Here is a 16,703-nt window from a genome sequence, read left to right on the forward strand (position 1 = left end):
GCTGCGTTCCCGCATCGACGAACACCGGGCAGCTCAGCGCCGCGCCCAGCACCGTGCCCGAGCTGGCGAGCAAGCTGGTCGCCTGCGCATGCGCCGCCTCCGGCGACAGCGAGCGCAGCGCCGAGATGTAGGAGCTGCCGCTGCCGCTACCCATCTGCGAGAGATAGCCGAAGAAGGGCGCGAAGAACGCGTCGGAGTTGCCCCAGGCCGTGTTCAGGTGGCCGGCGAGGGAGGCCTCGCTGCTCGCCAGTGCCACGCCGGCCGGCGCGAAGCGCGCGTTGGGCGTCAGCGAGAGCGTCCGGCCGTCGTTGCTCGTCTTCCAGTCGAACAGCAGCGATGACGGCGCGCTCGCCCCCGCGTTGAGCGAGCCGGCGCTCAGCACCGGATAGGTGCCCGGGAGTAGCCGGGTGGCGGTGGGGACGATCGCGCCCGCGACGTCGGCGTTGCCCGTGATGGTCAGCAGGTCCGCCCGGCGCGCCGACAGGGCGTCGATATCCACGCCCAGGATGCCAGAGGACAGCTGCCGATAGTTGCCGGTGAGGGTCGTCGCCCCGACTGCGCCGGCGCCGCCGATGTTGACGAGACCGCGGTTCTCGACGAGCCCCGCCACGACCGCCGGTCCCGCATTGAAGGTCGCCGACGATCCCACGCGCACTTGACCCGGCTGGTTGGCGTAGACGCTTCCAGTAACGCTGGCCTGCTCGTCGATTTGCACCAGTACGGAACCTCCGCCGGTCGCCACGATGGCCGTACCATTGGCGCCCAGCCCCGATGTGATCCGGCCGTACGACGCGACGATGCTGCTGCCGCCGGGACCGTCGATCTGAATGGCGCTCGCGCCCGGTTGATCAGGTGTCGCCTGCGTACCGACACCGCCCGTCACGAGGCTATAGGTGGGATTGGGGTCAAGGCCGCTCTGGATCGTCACCGTGCTGCCCGCGCCGCCACCGGGGCCGGTGCTCTGCGCGAAGATGCCGATGCCCTGGGGACCGCTGGCCGTAACCGTCGAGCCGACCAGGAGACTGACGGCAACAGGGCCGCCGGCGCCACCGGAACCCGTGGACGAGCTGCCGGCGAAGAGCCCGTTGCCGTCGAGCGTCAGCCCGCCGCCGCCGCCGACGCTCTGCGCGAGGATGCCCACGGCGCCTGCGCCGCTGACGTTCACCGCGTCGCTGGAGGCGAGGGAGACGGTCACGGCGCCGCCGTTGCCGGAGCCGGCCTGCGACGGCGTGCCGGTCCAGGTGGTGGAAAGCGAGGGCGAGCCAGTGGTGGGATAGGCCTCGCGAATGACGCCGCCGCCGCCGCCGATCGACTGGGCCACGATGCCGTGCGCCAGGACGCCTGTCGTCGCGACGTTGAGGTTGTAGGCGTTGATGGTGACCGCGCCGCCGGCGCCGCCCGAGGCATCTCCGCCGATTGTCACCACGCGTGTCTCAGCGCTCGGTTGCGCGGTGATGAGGCCGCCGCCGCCGCCGATCGATTGGGCCAGCACGCCAAAGGCGTAGTCGCCCGCCGTCGAGATGTGGAGCTGATTGCCGGTGTCGAGCGGCAGCAGCGTGACCGCCCCGCCGTCGCCGCTGGCATACCGGCCGCCGCCGGCCGAGAGCGTCAGCGTCTGGCCGGGAAACGCGAACTTGCGGGCGAAGAGGCTGCTGCCGGCGCCACCGATGCCGCCGCCGCCGCCGACCGACTGGAGCACGACACCGTCCGCGGCCGTGCCCGTGGTCGCGATGATGTTGTTGGGGCCCCAAGTGCCGTACTGGAACTGCACGGGGCCGCCGTTGCCGCCGACGCCGCCGGCGCCGCCGGTGGACGCGCCGAGCGAGATCGTCCCGGTGGCGCTGTCGGAGCCGTCGGCGCCGATGCCGCCGCCCGCGCCGACGCTCTGAGCGATGACGCCGGCCGCCGCGTAGCCGGCGGTGCTGATTGCCGTGTTGCCCACGAGCACGCTGACATTGACGGCGCCGCCGTTGCCGCCCTGCCCGCCCTGGCCACCTAGGGCGTAATCGAGGTTGACGGTGGTTTCCGGCTCTCCACCCGTGCCGCTCGCCGCAGCGGTGCCCCCCTTACCGCCGCCGCCGCCGATCGAGTGCGCGATGACGCCGTTCGCCCAATCGCCCGACGTCGTAATGCCCTCGGAGAGGTTCACGTTCACGGTGCCGCCCTGGCCGCCGCCGCCGCCGGTGCCCCCCATCGCCAGCGAGAGCGTGGTCTCGAGGGCCACCTTGCCCTTCTCGAGGGTGCTCTTGACGTTGCTGATGCCTTGGCGCGCTTCCAGCGCCTGGATGATCGGATTGTCGGCCGAGGCATCCGCGCCGGACGAGCCGCCGATGCCGCCGCCGCCGCCGATCGATTGCGCCACCACGCCGGTGGCGTCGCCGCCGTGGGTGACGATCGGGGCCGAGACGTTGACATTCACCGTGCCGCCGGCACCGCCGCCGGCGCTCGTGGTGCCGAAACCGATCTTGAGGTCGGGCTCGTAGTTGACGTTGCCGACCGAGAAGGTCTTGCCGACATTCACCGACCCACCCTGCGAGATGCCGCCGCCGCCGCCGATCGACTGGGCCGCGATGCCGATCGAGCCGGAGCCGAAGGTGGTGATGCCGTTCCCAGCGAACATGGAGACCGTCACGTCGCCGCCGGCGCCGCTGCCGCCGCCCGTGGAGCCCAGGCCAATGTTGGCCGAGACGGTGGAGCCGGTGCCGACGGACTGTGTATTGCCGCTGCCGGTGCCGGCGTTGCCGCCGCCGCCGCCGATGGAATGGGCGGTGATGCCGTTCGAGAAATCGCCGTAGGTGAAGATCGAAGTCGCGGCACTGCCGGCTGCATCCTGCTGCGGAGCTCCGTTCACGATGGTGCCGCCGACTGCCACCAGCACCTGACCGCCGTTGTTGCCGCCGCCGCCCGAACCGCCCATCGTGAAGTTGCCGGTGACCCCCATCGACCCGGCCCCGTCCGGCACCGTCTGCCCGTAGCCGACGACCACGGCCGAAGCCGACGAATCGCCGCCGGCGCCGCCGCCGCCGCCGATCGATTGCACCAGCACGCCCGTGGAGCCCTGGCCGCTGGTGGTGATGGAGCCGCCGCTCGACAGGCCGAACTGCGCCGTGCCGCCGACGCCGCCACTGCCGCCCTTGCCGCCGAGGCCGACCGACGCCGCCAAACCGAACTGGTTCCCGTCCGGGTCGTACGGGACGGCGACGGCCACGGACTGCGCCAGGGCCGTGCCGCCGACGCCGCCACCGCCGCCGATCGACTGCACCACGACGCCGAAGCTGTCGACCGGCAGCGCATTGCACTGCACCGTTCCGCAGATGCCGTTGGTCACGGTGCCGCCGTGGACGAGGAAATCATTCTGACCGGTCGAAATCTGCCCGCCGACCACGGTGGCCGAGGCCGTCCCGCCGCTGTTGCCGCTGCCGGCGGAACCGCCGGCGCCCACCGACACCGAGAAGCCCGCCCCCACCGATCCGGCGAGCGCGTTGCCACCGGTGCCGCCCCCGCCGCCGATCGACTGCACCAAGAGGCCCGGCGATTTCGACCCCGCCGTCGTGATCCCCCCTCCGCTGGTCGTGATGGTCGCCGCGCCGCCGCCGCCGCCGCCGCCGCCGGTGCCGCCGAGGGCGACCGAGGCGAAGAGCCCGGTGCTGCTGGCATTGCCGGCATTGCCGCCGCCGCCGCCGATCGACTGCATCGCCACGCCGGTTGCGTAGTTGCCCGTCGTCGACACCGATGACGAGCCGGCGAGCGTCGCCAGGACAGTGCCGCCGCCGCCGCCGGCGCCGCCGCTGCCGCCAACCGAACCGCCGAGCCCGGCGGCGCTGCCGCCGTCGCCGCCGCCGCCGCCGATCGACTGACCCAGGATACCGAAGGCGGAGGCCCCGCTCGTGGTGACGCTGGCAGAGCCGGACAGGTCGATGGTGATGTTGCCCCCCGCGATCTGGAAGGGATCATTGGTGGCACTGCCGCCGACCGTATAGATGCCGCCGCTGGCCACGCCGCCGATACCGCCGCTGCCGCCGATCGATTGCGCCAGGATGCCCTTCGCGCCCACGCCGCTGGTCGCGATGGCGCCTGTCTGCGACACGGAGATCGAGCCGACGCTGCCACCCGAGGCGCCGGTTCCGCCGCTGCTGTGGAAGACGTTGCCCGTATCGCCGCCGCTGCCGCCGGCGCCGGCCAGGGTCTGTGCCAGGATGCCACTCGACTGCGCACCGGCCGTGGTGATCTTGCCGGCGTTGGTCACCGTCAGATTGCCGGTCGTGCCGCCGCTGCCGCCGTTGCCGCCGCTGCCCGAATCCCCGGCGTTGCCGTTGCCGTCGCCGCCGGCGCCGCTCAGGCTCTGCAAGACGATGCCGAACGAGTTGGCACCTTGCGTCGCGATGCTCGAGGCATTGTCCAGCGAAACCGACAGGTTCCCGGCGTTACCGCCATTGCCGCCCGTCCCGCCGCCGGATGCACCAATGCCCACGTCGCCAAAGCCGCCGTTGCCAGCGATCCCGCCCTCCGACCGCGCTAGGATGCCGGCGGAATTCGCGCCCGCAGTTGAGATGGCCGTGGCAAGCAGCTCCAAGCTCACGTCGCCGCCGGCTCCGCCCGTGCCGCCGTTGCCGCCGTAAGCACTGCCGGTCGTGGTTTTGGCGCCGCCGGCATTGCCGCCGTTGCCGCCCTGGCTGGCTATGATGATGCCCGGCGAGTCGCTGCCGGTCGTGTTCACTGTGGCATTCTGGACGACGACGCCTGTCACCTCGACGTAGCCGCCGTTGCCGCCGCCACCTCCGTCCGCCTGGGTGAAGCTCGTCTGAGAGCCACCGGCACCGCCGCCGCCGCCTTGCAGCAGGACGGCCACGCCCGGTGATTCCGTGCCGGCCGTCGATATCGCGGTCTGGCCCCAGGGCATGCCCACCAACGCCCAGGCCGCGGTGGCCGACGTGAGAATACTCCCGCCGTTGCCGCCCGTGTTGTGAGCCGAGGACTGATCCGGGTTGCAATCCTGGCCGTACTGACAGCCGCTGAGCCAGCCGGCGCCGCCCACGCCAGCAATCAAGATGCCGGGCAACTGGTCGCCGACGGTCTTGACGTTGCCACCCTGCATTTGAAGACTGAAACCCTGGACATTGCCGCCGTTGCCGCCGTTCGCATTGTCGCTGCTCGCCGACCCCTGACCGCCGGAGCCGCCGTACCCCGCCATCAGAATGCCGGCGGAGGGAGAGGTGGGCAGGGAGGACGGCGGCGTGCCCGTTACCGTCAGTTCAATACTGCCATCGTAGACCAGGATGACTGCTCCGGCGTCGCCACCATTCCCGCCGCTGGAATTCGTGTTCCAGTGACCTTCCCCGCCCTGGGACTGGGCCTGGATTCCGTACACCCCGAAATTGGTGCTTCCGACATTCTGCCAGGTCCAGTCGACATTGACCGCCTTGTCGTTCGTCACCTGGACCGAGCCACCGAAACCGCCGGAGCCGCCGGGGCCCATGGGGCCGCCATTGGGCCCGGTGGGGTAGCCGCCGTTGCCGGGGCCGCCCGTGCTGCCGGCGCCACCGAGGGACAGAGCCTGGATACCGGCGAAGCCGAGAGGACCGGTCGCCGTCACGTAGATCGCGGCGTTGGTTTGGACGAACAAGCCAGGGCCCAATCCCTGCGACGACCCGGCGCCGCCACCAGCGCCCCCCGATGTTCCGGCTCCGCCTTGATTGCTCGCCCAGATGCCGGCGCCGTTGGTCAACCCTGTTGGATTGAGAGTGATGGTGTTGGAATTGGTAACGGTGAGCGGCGCGCTGTCGGCGCCGGGATTGCCGCTGGCACCGATCGTCTGTTGCCAGATGCCGAAGGTGTAGGGCACCGACTGCGCCGCCGCATGGCCGGGCACGATCAGCCAGGCCGCAGTGCCGAGCAGCAGTGTGCGTAAGGCGGTCGGCCGACCTACCAAGCGAGAATCGAAAACTGGAATCATGGCGAGTCCCCCCGGTCGCATTGCTGCATCATCAAGCACTGACTAGGCAACGGCGAGGTGACGTTTCCCCAATGCGAAACGTTTCGGAAGGCCGCTCATAACGGTCGGGTTGCAGGTTCGAGTCGCGCCGACCACCATGTTGTCAGTTGTCGTGCAGGGCGACCGCGAGCGTCTGTGCACACACTGCCCGGCTGAATTGGGCAGCGAGGGAGGAGCGCGTGAATCGCTACTGGTCAGAGCTTGCTCGGCGCCTGTCGCCCTATGTGCCGGGCGAGCAGCCGCAGATTCCGGGCCTGGTGAAGCTGAACACGAACGAATCCCCATTCGGGCCATCCCCGATGGCGATCGAGGCCGTACGATCGGCTGCCACCGAGACGCTCCGCCTCTATCCGGACCCGCAATCCACGCGCCTGCGAGAGGTGCTCGCCGAGTATCATGGCGTCGCGCTCGAGCAGATCTTCGTCGGCAACGGCTCGGACGAGGTGCTCGCCCACGCCTTCGTAGCGCTGCTGAGGCAGGCCGAGCCCCTCCTCTTTCCGGACGTCACCTACAGCTTCTATCCCGTCTATTGCCAGTTGTTCGGCGTCGAGCACGAGACCGTGCCGCTCGACGACGGGATGCGCGTTCGCATCGACGATTATTTCGACCGAGGCGGCTCCATCATCATCGCCAATCCGAACGCACCGACAGGGATCGCCCTGTCGCGCGCCGACATCGAGCGCCTCGTCGGCGCGCGCGCCGATGCACCGGTCGTGATCGACGAGGCCTATGTCGACTTCGGCGCGGAAACGGCAGTGGGCCTGATCCGCGACCATCCAAATCTTCTGGTGGTCCAGACCATGTCCAAGTCACGCGCCCTCGCGGGTCTTCGCGTCGGCTACGCGATCGGGCATGCAGGGCTCATCCAGGCCCTGACGCGGGTCAAGGACAGCTTCAATTCCTATCCGCTGGGGCGGCCGGCGCAAGCGGGGGCCACCGCCGCCCTCCAGGACGAAACCCATTTCCAGACGACGCGATCGGCCATCATCCACAATCGGGCAGGCCTGACTGCGGCTCTGACCGGGCTTGGCTTCGAGGTCCTGCCGTCCAGCGCCAATTTCGTCTTCGCCCGTCACCCGAACCACACCGGTCACGCTCTGGCGACGGCGCTGCGGCAGCGGGCCGTGCTCGTCCGGCATTTGTCCGGCCCGCGCGTGTCCGACTTCATCCGGATCACCGTGGGCTCGGTACCGGACCTTGACCGTCTGACAGACGCGCTGGCAGCGCTTCTTGCGACGCCCTCCACGCCGTGAGATCTGCCAGGCGGCTGTTCGCAAACGGCCGCCCAAAAAAATTGCGCGCGATTGTCGCCATCGCCCCTCGGCGAACGTCTTGGACGGAGATGCTGGACCGGAGCGGAGGCAGGGCCGTGACACATTCGTACCGCTGGGTGATCGTCGCCGTCGGCGCGCTCATGACCTGCGTCGCCATCGGCGCCATGTTCTCGCTGGCGGTGCACCTGGAGCCGATGGCGGCGGCGACCGGCTGGTCGCGGGCCGGCATATCGAGCGCCATGACGCTCGACTTCCTCATCATGGGGGCGGCCGGATTCGGCTGGGGCATGGCGAGTGATCGCTTCGGCCCGCGGCCGGTGGTGCTGGCCGGTGCGGTCCTGCTCGGCCTCGCCCTCGTCCTCGCCAGCCGGGCGACCTCGCTGATCCAGTTCCAGCTCACCTACGGCATCCTCGTCGGGCTCGCGGCGGGAGCCTTCTTCGCCCCGATGATCGCTGTCGTGACGATGTGGTTCGAAGCCAACCGTGCACTTGCCGTGTCGCTGGTCTCCGCCGGCATGGGAGTTGCCCCGATGACCATCTCGCCGTTCGCGCGCTGGCTGATCACCGCCTACGACTGGCGCACCGCCATGCTCGTCGTCGGCATCGTCGCCTGGGCGCTGCTGGTCCCCGCGGCCCTGCTGGTGCGCCGACCGACGGACGCGGAGCGCGAGGGCGGTGCGGCGGCGGCCGAAGGCATGGCCGATGCGGGCGCCGGGCTGACCGCCGCCCAGGCGCTGCGGTCGCCTCAGTTCATCGTGCTGGGGCTCACTTTCTTCCTCTGCTGCGCGGCGCATTCGGGGCCGATCTTCCACATGGTGAGCTACGCCATTCTCTGCGGCATCCCGGCCATGGCCGCCGTCAGCATCTACAGCGTCGAGGGACTGGCGGGCCTCGGCGGACGGCTGGTGCTGGGCGTGATGGCCGACCGGCTCGGCGTCAAGCCCGTGCTGGTGGGCGGCCTGCTGGTGCAGGCGTTCGCCATCGGCGGCTACCTCGCCGTTGGCCGGCTGGAGGGGTTCTACGCGCTCGCCGTGGTCTTCGGCATGGCGTACGGGGGCGTGATGCCGCTCTATGCGGTGCTGGCACGCGAGTATTTCGGCCAGCGCATCATGGGCACCGTGTTCGGTGCGGCAACGATGATGTCGAGCATCGGCATGGCCTTCGGCCCGCTCGCCGGCGGCTGGGTGTTCGATAGCTTCGGCAGCTACGCTTGGCTCTACGTCGGCTCGGTGATCGTCGCCCTCGGCGCGGTCGCGGTGGCTTTCGCCTTTCCGCCGCAGCCGTCGCGGCAGCAGGCCCGCCTGCAGCCGGCGTAGGGCACCGCACCGGCGGACCGCGCGAGACGAGCGCGCGCCCCATCGGTCACATCCTTGACGATCCCCAAGGGCCAGGTGGATCGCACGGGATGGCCCGCCTCGGGGCTGGCGGATCGGACCGTGCTCGGCAAATATGCAGCCGGACCAGGTGGCCGCGAGTGGCGGGCGCGGCCCTCGTCGGCGCGTTCGGGGGACCGGCAATGACGCTGCGCAGCTTTTCCCAGATCGAAGCACTCGCCGAACAGCAGCACGGCAGGGCCGGCCTCAAGGCCCGGCTGGCCGACCATGCCGGCGTGAGCACGGCCGATCTCGCCCGCGGTGACGACAGGTTCCTCGCCGGCATGGCCAAGGCGGTTTTCTCGGCCGGCTTTTCCTGGGAGGTCATTGACAAGAAATGGCCGGGCTTCGAAGCGGCGTTCGATGGCTTCGACCCGCACCGCGTGGCCTTTTTCGGGGACGACGACGTGGCACGCTTGCTCAAGGATCCGCGGATCGTCCGCAACGGCGCCAAGATCAGGGCGACGATCGCCAATGCCCGCTTCGTCGTCGACACCGCCAGGGCGCACGGCTCGTTCGGCGCCTTCCTGCGACACTGGCCGACGACCGACCAGATCGGCCTGATGGGGCATTTCAAGACGCACGCGGGGCGCCTCGGCGGATCGGCCGCCATGTATTTCCTGCGCTTAACGGCTGGGATGCGTTCATCCTCAGCACCGACGTCGTCAAGGCGCTGATCCGGGAAGGCGTCGTGGACAAGGCGCCCACGTCGAAGGCGCAGATGAGGGCCGTCCAGGAGGCGTTCAACACCTGGACGCGCGAGAGCAAGCACCCGCAACGGGACGTGAGCCGCCTGCTGTCTCTCAGCGTCGGTCCGTCCTGGGCTCGGCAGCGTGCCCGACGCCTCCTGCGCCTGGGTGAGCCACCCAGGCGCGAAGCGCTCTACCCCATGGGGTAGAGGATCTCCTTCGACACTTCGTCGATCCGGCGCAGCACCTCGGCGTCCAGCGTGACGTCGGCTGCGGCCAGGATGTCGTGGAGCTGATCGACGTGCGTGGCGCCGACGATGGTCGAGGCGACGAAGTCGTGCTGCTTGCTCCAGGCCGTGGCGAGGGTCACCGGTGACAGGCCCGCCTCGGCCGCGATGGCGGCGAAACGCTCGGTCGAGGCTAGCGTCTTATCGTTCACGAAGCGCCGCGCCATCGTCGCCTGCCGCCCGCCGAGCTTGAGATAGTTGGCAAAGCGCGCCCCGTCCGGCAGCCGGCCGCCGTTGTACTTGCCGGAGAGCACGCCGCCGCCCAGCGGCGAGAAGGGAATCAGGCTGACGCCTTCCTGGCGGCAGGCCTGGGCCAGTTCGTCCTCGAAGCGGCGGTTGTTCAAGCTGAAATTGTTCTGGATGGTCTCGTAGCGTGCCAGGCCCTCCCGCTCCGAGGCGGCGAGGCTCTTCATCAAGCCCCAGCTGGTCTCGTTGCTGCAGCCGATGACGCGGACCTTGCCGGCGGTCACCAGATCGTCGAGCGCGCGCAGCGCATCCTCGTAGCGCCCGCCGTGATCAGGCCAATGGGTCTGGTACAGATCGATGTAATCCGTCTCGAGCCGCTTCAGGCTGGCCTCGACGGCGCGCATGATGTTGTGGCGGTCGAGCGCGGTCATGCCGGCCCGTTGAGCACCGCGGATCCAGCCATGGCTCGGGCCGCATACCTTGGTCGCCAGGATGATGGCGTCGCGGCGCTTGGTCTTCATCCAGCGGCCGACGATCTCTTCGGTGCGGCCCGCCCACTTTTCATCGGGGGGCACCGGGTAATTCTCCGCCGTATCGTAGAAATTGATGCCGGCGTCGAACGCCTTGTCGAGGATCCGCAGCGATGCGGCCTCGTCGGCCTGGTTGCCGAACGTCATGGTGCCCATGCAAATGTCGGAGACGACAATCGGGCTCCTGCCCAGGCGCTTGCTCTTCATCTGTCGCTACCTTCCCTAACGGCAGGCTGGCTCTCGATGTCCGCACGCCGGGACCATGCAGGACCGACGCATCCTCTTGAATGGCGTGCGGAGAAACCTCGGCAGCCTGCTCCCTCCCGTGGCTGAGCGCATCCGCCCGGCCGGACTATACTCAAGCTCGGGGGTCCGGGTATCGAAAGGTGCGCGGCCGTACAGTGCGGCGGGCGCCGACCCGGGTAGCCTTGGCGCGACGGTAGGGATGCAGGACGGCCGCGGTGAGCATCCACGCGCGGACGCCATGCACGGGAGACCTTGCAACCCCGAACCGTACTCGGCCCGTCGATGCTGGCGGGCCACTCCCCGCTGCTATGAGCCGGGCTCAATGCAGGCATTCCTCGGCGGCGAGGCCGACCGTTGCCGCGAACATCGCACGCGGCTGCGCAGGGCTTCGGGTCGGTCGGGACGGGTGGCCCGATCGCGCGACGGCGTCAGCCCGCCAAGCGGCCGGCGCGCGATTGCCAAAGCCGCTCGGCGATCTCGAAATCGTCGGGCCAGTCGATATCGACGGTCTTGTCCTTGCTGATCTCGTAGAGCAACGGTGCCTCGCCGATGCGGTCCGAACGCAGACGGTAGACCTCGATCGGCGCGATGAAGATCGCGCTGTTGACCTCGTAGAGGGGCCGCAGTGTCTGGGTCCGCGGCCATTTCTCGACAGTGCGGTCGTAGTTGATCGGCCCGTCTTCGTTCCAGAGGAACGTGTTGAGGCGCGTCACGCCCATCAGGCTGTCGCGGCTGGCCGCCGCTCTCGGAGTAGGACAAGAGGTGATTGGCCCGGGGGATCGGCGCCGTAGCCGCCGAGGAGACGTATTCGGGCACCAGGAACAGCAGCTCCACGGGGCCGTCGAGCTCGTCGGATGCGACGAGCTTCACGCTCTGGGGCAGCAGCCCCTTGATGTGATGGGTAAAGGCCGTCTTCGCGGGAACGACGACGAGCGCCGGCGCCTCGAAATGCGTGCCGAGATGCGCACCCAGGGCGCAGCCGACCAGCACCGCGTCCGCATCGCTGCCGGTCGCCACGGCGAAAGGCCGCTCGGAGCAGGTCATGATGCCGCGATACCGCCGCGGCAAATGGACGAAGCCTGGGTCACGCACCGGTTTGGTGATCGCCTTGATCTTGCCGGGCGCGCGCTTGTGAGCCGGGTCGGCGGACAAGATCGCCTGCCAGGCGGCGAGCGCCTCCTCCTGCTCCCCGAGATCCTGCAGCAGCTGGGCCAGCGTTTCGCGCAGCTTCATGTCTTTTGGACGCAGTGTGGCCGCCTCCTTGAGGAGCGTGATCGCCTCCCCGGGGCGCTCGAGGGCCGCGAGCATGCGCGCCGATTTCTGCAGCCGCTCGAAATAGGCCGAGTCGCTGGCAGGCACATTCTTCCAGTACTCGAGCGCCAGCAGCCGATCGCCCTCCAGCTCGGCGATGCGCGCCACCACGATCGACGGCTTGACGTGGTTGCTCCGCAGCGCCAGGGCATCGATCGCCAGTTGCTTGGCGAAGACGATATCGCCCCGGCTGAGCGTGACCCGCGCGAAGCGGAACAGCACGTCGAAATCCTTGGGAGCGAGCTCGTAGGCGCGGCGCAGCGTCACGTCGGCGAGTTCCAGATTGCCTTTGGCTTCGGCCTGGGTCGCCTGCGCGATCAGCTCCTTGAGGCTCATCTTGGCCAGCGCCGCGGCCTGGTCGTCCGGTTGAGCGGCGGGCACGGCGCTGTTGGCCGCCGGCTTGGCCGCAGCCGGCTTGGGCGCCTCGGCTACCGGCTTGGCCGGCGACGCGGCGGCAGCCTTGGCGGTCGCGGTAGGCTTGGCCGGTGTCGCGGGGGAGCCCGCCTTTGCCGCAGCCGCATCCGTCTTGGCCGCGGCAGCTGGAGGCTTGATCGACGGCGATGCGGAGCGCGAGAGCTCGGCGCCGAACTTCGATGCCGTGTAGTCGTTGGCCTTCACGGTTCCGAGAACCTGACCGCCGAACTCACGGGCCACCCTGACGATCAACGTCAACTCGTCGTCGCCGTCGAGGATGGCGGGCGAGAGCTGAAAGCGAAAGCCGTGGCTGCCAGTGCCGATCCCGGCGCGCTGCAGGTCAGAACGGAAGACATTGGCAAACGACGAACCCACCTGCTCGCCGCGGGCCATAATCTCGACCTCGATCGCCGTGTCCGGGCTCGCCCTATCCCAGACCCAGCCGAAAAGAACGCCTGCCCGGACCCCTTCAACCCTGCCGGCGATTGTCCGCGGGGTGCTGGGGAAGGAGAAGACACGCGCATGATTTGCCGGCAACTCATCGTCTGTGGGAAAACGAAGGAGCACGCGATGGGTCTGCCCGTCCCGCAATCGCGAGGGAACGATGGCCTCGAAGCCATGCCGCCCGTCGCCGATCCCGGCCGAGGCCAGGTCGCGGCGCGGGATATCGGCGCTGACCGAGCCGACCTCCACGTCGTCGACGACAATGATCGGCTCGATAATCCGGTCGGGGCTACTGGGATCCCACACCCAACCACGGAGCACGCCGTTGTTGCAGTCTTCCAGTTTACCGATCAGTGTTGCCATCGATTCCACTGCCCTGCACGGAACGAACCCAGCTCGCGCGCCCACTTGTATGCGAGGCACGCGGCACTTCAAGTCGCAGATCGTTTCCAAATGATTGCACGCGCGCCCTCATCCGCCCCCCGGCCGGCCCGGACAGGCCAGCCATTTCGCACCCTCCTCCCGCAGAGGAAGGCGACGAAGCTCTAAGCAAGGCCCGTGACAGTTCAACAAAAGACCCCTGCGTCAAGCCGGAGCGCGGCCGCATCGACGTTTCGATCCGCGCCGAACAACGGTTCGAAATCGTTTCGGCGCATAGCTGCTCACAATTTCGGCAGAAATGAGCAGGGGGCGACGGCCGATGGCGCCGCCCTCGCCACGTCGCAAAGACGCCGACAGACAAAATTGCAATCCCTGAGCGCGTCCCGGGGCAGCAGGGCGATCGATCCGCGGCGTATCGCTGCCGCCCATAACGGGGACCGATCATGCTCGTCCGCGTTGCGCGATGCCGGTGCAACAACACCGCGGGAAATCGTGGAATGCTCACGGTGTCGTATGCGTCTCACCGATACGTAGCCGCCCTGTTTCACCGGGGCGGCGGCGATGTAAATCGATTGTTACAGCTACGCTTGCGTGGTACGAGCATTTTTTGTGCCGCGAGCGATGCCGTCCTTATGTTTGAGCCTGCCGTCGACCTTTTTCAGCCACGCGATATTGAGAAAAGCGTATACTCTGCTGTCGAGCAGAAGAAATCATTCAGCCTAATCCGCTGCGGCGACGGCGAATCCGTTGTCCTCGGCTATCCGCAGTTCGTCCATGAAGCGCGTTTCATGATGTGGATGACCAATTTCTTCGGCACCCACGCGGACGCCCCGCAGCGCTTCGAGCCCCTCCGAACGCAGCTTGAGCGGGCCATCTCCGACGCTGACGTTGTCGGCACGTTCCGGGAGAAGGTGAGTGACATCGAGAAAGCGCGGGAGACCGCGCTGACACTCGGAGCCATCCAGAATCTGACGAACGACCAGAAGCTCGAGCTAAACCAGATCGAGTGGCGGCTGCTGGACCATCTCATCAAGCCGCACCTGCGCAGGCAGAGCTTGCTGACGACGACGAACATCCACATCAAGATGGAAGAGTCCGGCCTGCTCAAGACGCTCGCCGCGGAGGCAGGTCAGTTGAACCTGATCACCGGCAACGATGTCCGCGAGAAGCTCGAGGCGGCCTTTCCAGGCACGCGCATTACACAGCACAGAGTGCCCACCGAATACAAATTCGAGACCTCGCGCGCCGGCTGGAGCGAATCGATGCCCCATTTTCCCGATGTCTTCGATCAACTCATGGTGCAGATCAAAGCCGGGAACTTCGAGGGAGTGACCTTCATCGGCGCCGGCCCCTGCGGAAAAATCTATGCGTCGGCCATCAAGGATGCAGGCGGCATCGCCATCGACATCGGCAGCATCATGGATGTCTGGGCCGGTCGCAACACCCGCAGCTTCATGTTGACCATGCGGCAACGCACCTTGATGCCGGGAACCCGCCCCGATGCGTGAGCAGGCCCGGAATTGTCGCATTGCAGCATGAACATGGACACCCGCCCGGCGAGACTGTAGTCGTCCCGGGCCGATCGACGCTCACCGGCCCGGCCTGCTGGCTCCGGATCGGGGCGGAGGTGCGCGGCCGAAGGGGTGAAGCTGACGCGAGGTGATGCGATGACGGCGGTCTTGGTCGTAGGCGGAGCGGGTTATGTTGGAAGTCACTGCTGCCAGGAGCTGCATGCCAGCGGCTACCGGCCGGTGGTTATCGACAACTTCACGACCGGTCACCGGGACTTCGTCCGCTGGGGCCCCTGCGAGGACGGGGATGTCCGCGATCGCGACTTTCTCCTCGACGTGTTCGATCGCCACAAGCCGGCCGCGGTCATGCACTTCGCCGCCAAGTCCCTTGTCGGGGAGTCGGTCGATCACCCCGAAATCTACTACGACAACAACGTCTCCGGCACGCTCAACCTGCTCAACTGCATGGTCGCCCGTGGCGTGAGCGAACTCGTCTTCTCGTCGACCTGCGCCATCTACGGTGCACACGGGGGGGCAACGATCGACGAGGATTGCGCCAAGGGCCCGTTGAGCCCCTACGGCTTCACCAAGCTCGTCTGCGAGCAGATGATGGACGACTTCAGCCAGGCTTACGGCCTGCGGTCGGTGCGGCTGCGCTACTTCAACGCCTCCGGCGCCGATCCGAAGGCCGAGATCGGCGAACACCATGTGCCCGAGACGCACCTGATCCCGCTCGTTCTCGACGTGGCGCTCGGCCTCAGGGAAGCCATCCGCGTCTTCGGATCGGACTATCCGACACCGGATGGCTCCGCCATCCGCGACTACATTCACGTCTGCGATCTGGCGGACGCCCACGTCAAGGCCGTCGACTATCTCGCCCGGGGCGGCCCCACCATGGCCGTCAACCTTGGCACGGGCACCGGCAGCTCCGTGCTCGACGTGATCGGGCAGACCGAGGCGGCGCTCGACCGCGCCATCCGCATCGAGGCCGCACCGCGGCGCCCGGGCGACGCGACCGCACTGGTCGCCAATCCCGCCCAGGCCCAGGCGCGCCTGGGCTGGCGGCCGACCCGCTCGGCGCTGCCGCAGATCATAGCGGACGCCTGGCGCTGGCATCAGAAGCGCTTCGGAGGCTGACGCGGGCACCCATGGGCGCGGCCGGTTGAAGCAGGCCCGCTCCCTCCGATGGCGTAGCTGATCGGGGGCCGGCGCGACCGTCTCAGCGATACTCGTCGGGAATGGCGTCCCAGCTGTAGGTGCGCGACCAGCTGATGTCCGCGCGCACTTTGACGGCGGGCGCCCCGGCGTAGACGCTGTGGGCATCCAGGTTCTTCGTCGCGACGGAGGAGCCGCCGAGCACCGAGCCTCTGCCGATGCGCGTCCCCTTGCCGACCTTGCTGCCGTTGCCGAGCCAGACGTGCGGCTCGATCACGACCGAGGCGCCGCGATTGACGAGCTCATGGCTGGTCCGATCGAAGATGCCGTGGCCGTCCTCGGTTCGGACCATCACGTTGTTGGAGATCATGCCGTCGTCGCCGACGACGATGTGCACCCCCTCGCCGGAGGCGATGCAGCCTCCCGATTCCCACGTCGTCCCTGCTCCGATCGCGACGAAGCTGTTGCGCCCCTTGGCCTCGATGACGACGTGACGGAGCTTGCAGCCCGCCCCGACGTAGATGACGCAGTTTCGCCCGCGGGCCAGGAACTTCGTGCCGTCCAGGCTGACGTCGGGACCCAGCAGGAGCAGCGCGCCTGGCCCGTAGACGCTCATCGCGGCCGATCGCTCGACGCTGAAGGGCCCGGCCGCAAGGACGGCCCCGCCGTCCCTGACATCCCAGGGATCGATGTATGTCGACGACGCGAGCGCCGGTAGAAAGGCCGCGTCCGGAAACGTGACGAGCGACTCCAGATCCTCGCACGACGCCTGCATCTGGACGTAGGCGCCCCGCGCCACGTGCGCGTCCGGCCTGGGGGAAGCGGTCATGAGTGGGCGTCCAGGCTGAGGCGGACCGGCCAGGTCCCTGCCACATCCGGAGGGCACGCCCATCGCGCGAGGGCCATCCGC

Annotated in this window: 10 protein-coding genes; 6 read left to right on the top strand and 4 right to left on the bottom strand. The window is 68.5% G+C overall.

Going from position 1 to position 16,703, the window contains the following annotated elements:
* The coding region (locus IEW34_RS22100) for a beta strand repeat-containing protein (RefSeq protein ID WP_188611377.1) at positions 1 to 5,929 on the bottom strand (5,929 nt) is incomplete at its 3' end.
* A gap of 242 nt (positions 5,930 to 6,171) precedes the next feature.
* Here IEW34_RS22100 and hisC point away from each other — a divergent pair.
* From hisC to IEW34_RS22120, 4 genes are all read left to right on the top strand, one after another.
* Positions 6,172 to 7,245, top strand: a complete 1,074-nt coding sequence (gene hisC / locus IEW34_RS22105; RefSeq protein ID WP_188611378.1) for a histidinol-phosphate transaminase — start codon at positions 6,172 to 6,174, stop codon at positions 7,243 to 7,245.
* A 116-nt stretch (positions 7,246 to 7,361) separates the two neighbouring features.
* Positions 7,362 to 8,582: an MFS transporter gene (locus tag IEW34_RS22110; protein WP_188611379.1), complete on the top strand. Its 1,221-nt coding sequence runs from the start codon at positions 7,362 to 7,364 to the stop codon at positions 8,580 to 8,582.
* 200 nt (positions 8,583 to 8,782) lie between these two features.
* Entirely contained in the window at positions 8,783 to 9,316 is a 534-nt protein-coding gene (locus IEW34_RS22115) for a DNA-3-methyladenine glycosylase I (RefSeq protein WP_188611380.1), read from the top strand.
* 14 nt (positions 9,317 to 9,330) lie between these two features.
* Positions 9,331 to 9,537 carry a hypothetical protein gene (locus IEW34_RS22120; RefSeq protein ID WP_188611381.1) on the top strand — a complete coding sequence of 69 codons (207 nt, stop codon included), beginning with the start codon at positions 9,331 to 9,333 and terminating at the stop codon, positions 9,535 to 9,537.
* Here the strand turns inward: IEW34_RS22120 and IEW34_RS22125 are convergent.
* Complete coding sequence (locus IEW34_RS22125) at positions 9,522 to 10,538, bottom strand: aldo/keto reductase (RefSeq protein WP_188611382.1); 1,017 nt, start codon at positions 10,536 to 10,538, stop codon at positions 9,522 to 9,524. The genes IEW34_RS22120 and IEW34_RS22125 overlap by 16 nt on opposite strands.
* Positions 10,539 to 10,883: 345 nt before the next feature.
* On the bottom strand, positions 10,884 to 13,109 hold the full coding sequence (locus tag IEW34_RS22130) for a tetratricopeptide repeat protein (protein WP_188611383.1): 2,226 nt from the start codon (positions 13,107 to 13,109) through the stop codon (positions 10,884 to 10,886).
* A 515-nt stretch (positions 13,110 to 13,624) separates the two neighbouring features.
* On the opposite strand from IEW34_RS22130, the gene IEW34_RS22135 reads away from it, so the two are divergent.
* Both IEW34_RS22135 and galE read left to right on the top strand, forming a co-directional pair.
* A complete protein-coding gene (locus tag IEW34_RS22135) occupies positions 13,625 to 14,635 on the top strand; it encodes a GT-D fold domain-containing protein (RefSeq protein WP_188611384.1) in 1,011 nt (336 codons plus the stop codon).
* Between the two features lie 159 nt (positions 14,636 to 14,794).
* Positions 14,795 to 15,775, top strand: a complete 981-nt coding sequence (gene galE / locus IEW34_RS22140; protein WP_188611385.1) for a UDP-glucose 4-epimerase GalE — start codon at positions 14,795 to 14,797, stop codon at positions 15,773 to 15,775.
* 82 nt (positions 15,776 to 15,857) lie between these two features.
* Here the strand turns inward: galE and IEW34_RS22145 are convergent, their stop codons facing one another.
* Entirely contained in the window at positions 15,858 to 16,622 is a 765-nt protein-coding gene (locus IEW34_RS22145) for an acyltransferase (protein WP_188611386.1), read from the bottom strand.
* Between the last annotated feature and the right edge of the window lie 81 nt (positions 16,623 to 16,703).

The sequence above is a fragment of the Chelatococcus reniformis genome (assembly GCF_014640075.1).
GTDB lineage: Bacteria > Pseudomonadota > Alphaproteobacteria > Rhizobiales > Beijerinckiaceae > Camelimonas > Camelimonas reniformis.

Bases quoted from the DNA above. Each gene is read 5' to 3' on its own strand.
- IEW34_RS22115 (WP_188611380.1), top strand. From the start codon at position 8,783: ATGACGCTGCGCAGCTTTTCCCAGATCGAAGCACTCGCCGAACAGCAG.
- IEW34_RS22125 (WP_188611382.1), bottom strand. From the start codon at position 10,538: ATGAAGAGCAAGCGCCTGGGCAGGAGCCCGATTGTCGTCTCCGACATT.
- IEW34_RS22130 (WP_188611383.1), bottom strand. From the start codon at position 13,109: ATGGCAACACTGATCGGTAAACTGGAAGACTGCAACAACGGCGTGCTC.
- IEW34_RS22135 (WP_188611384.1), top strand. From the start codon at position 13,625: ATGCTCACGGTGTCGTATGCGTCTCACCGATACGTAGCCGCCCTGTTT.
- galE (WP_188611385.1), top strand. From the start codon at position 14,795: ATGACGGCGGTCTTGGTCGTAGGCGGAGCGGGTTATGTTGGAAGTCAC.
- IEW34_RS22145 (WP_188611386.1), bottom strand. From the start codon at position 16,622: ATGACCGCTTCCCCCAGGCCGGACGCGCACGTGGCGCGGGGCGCCTAC.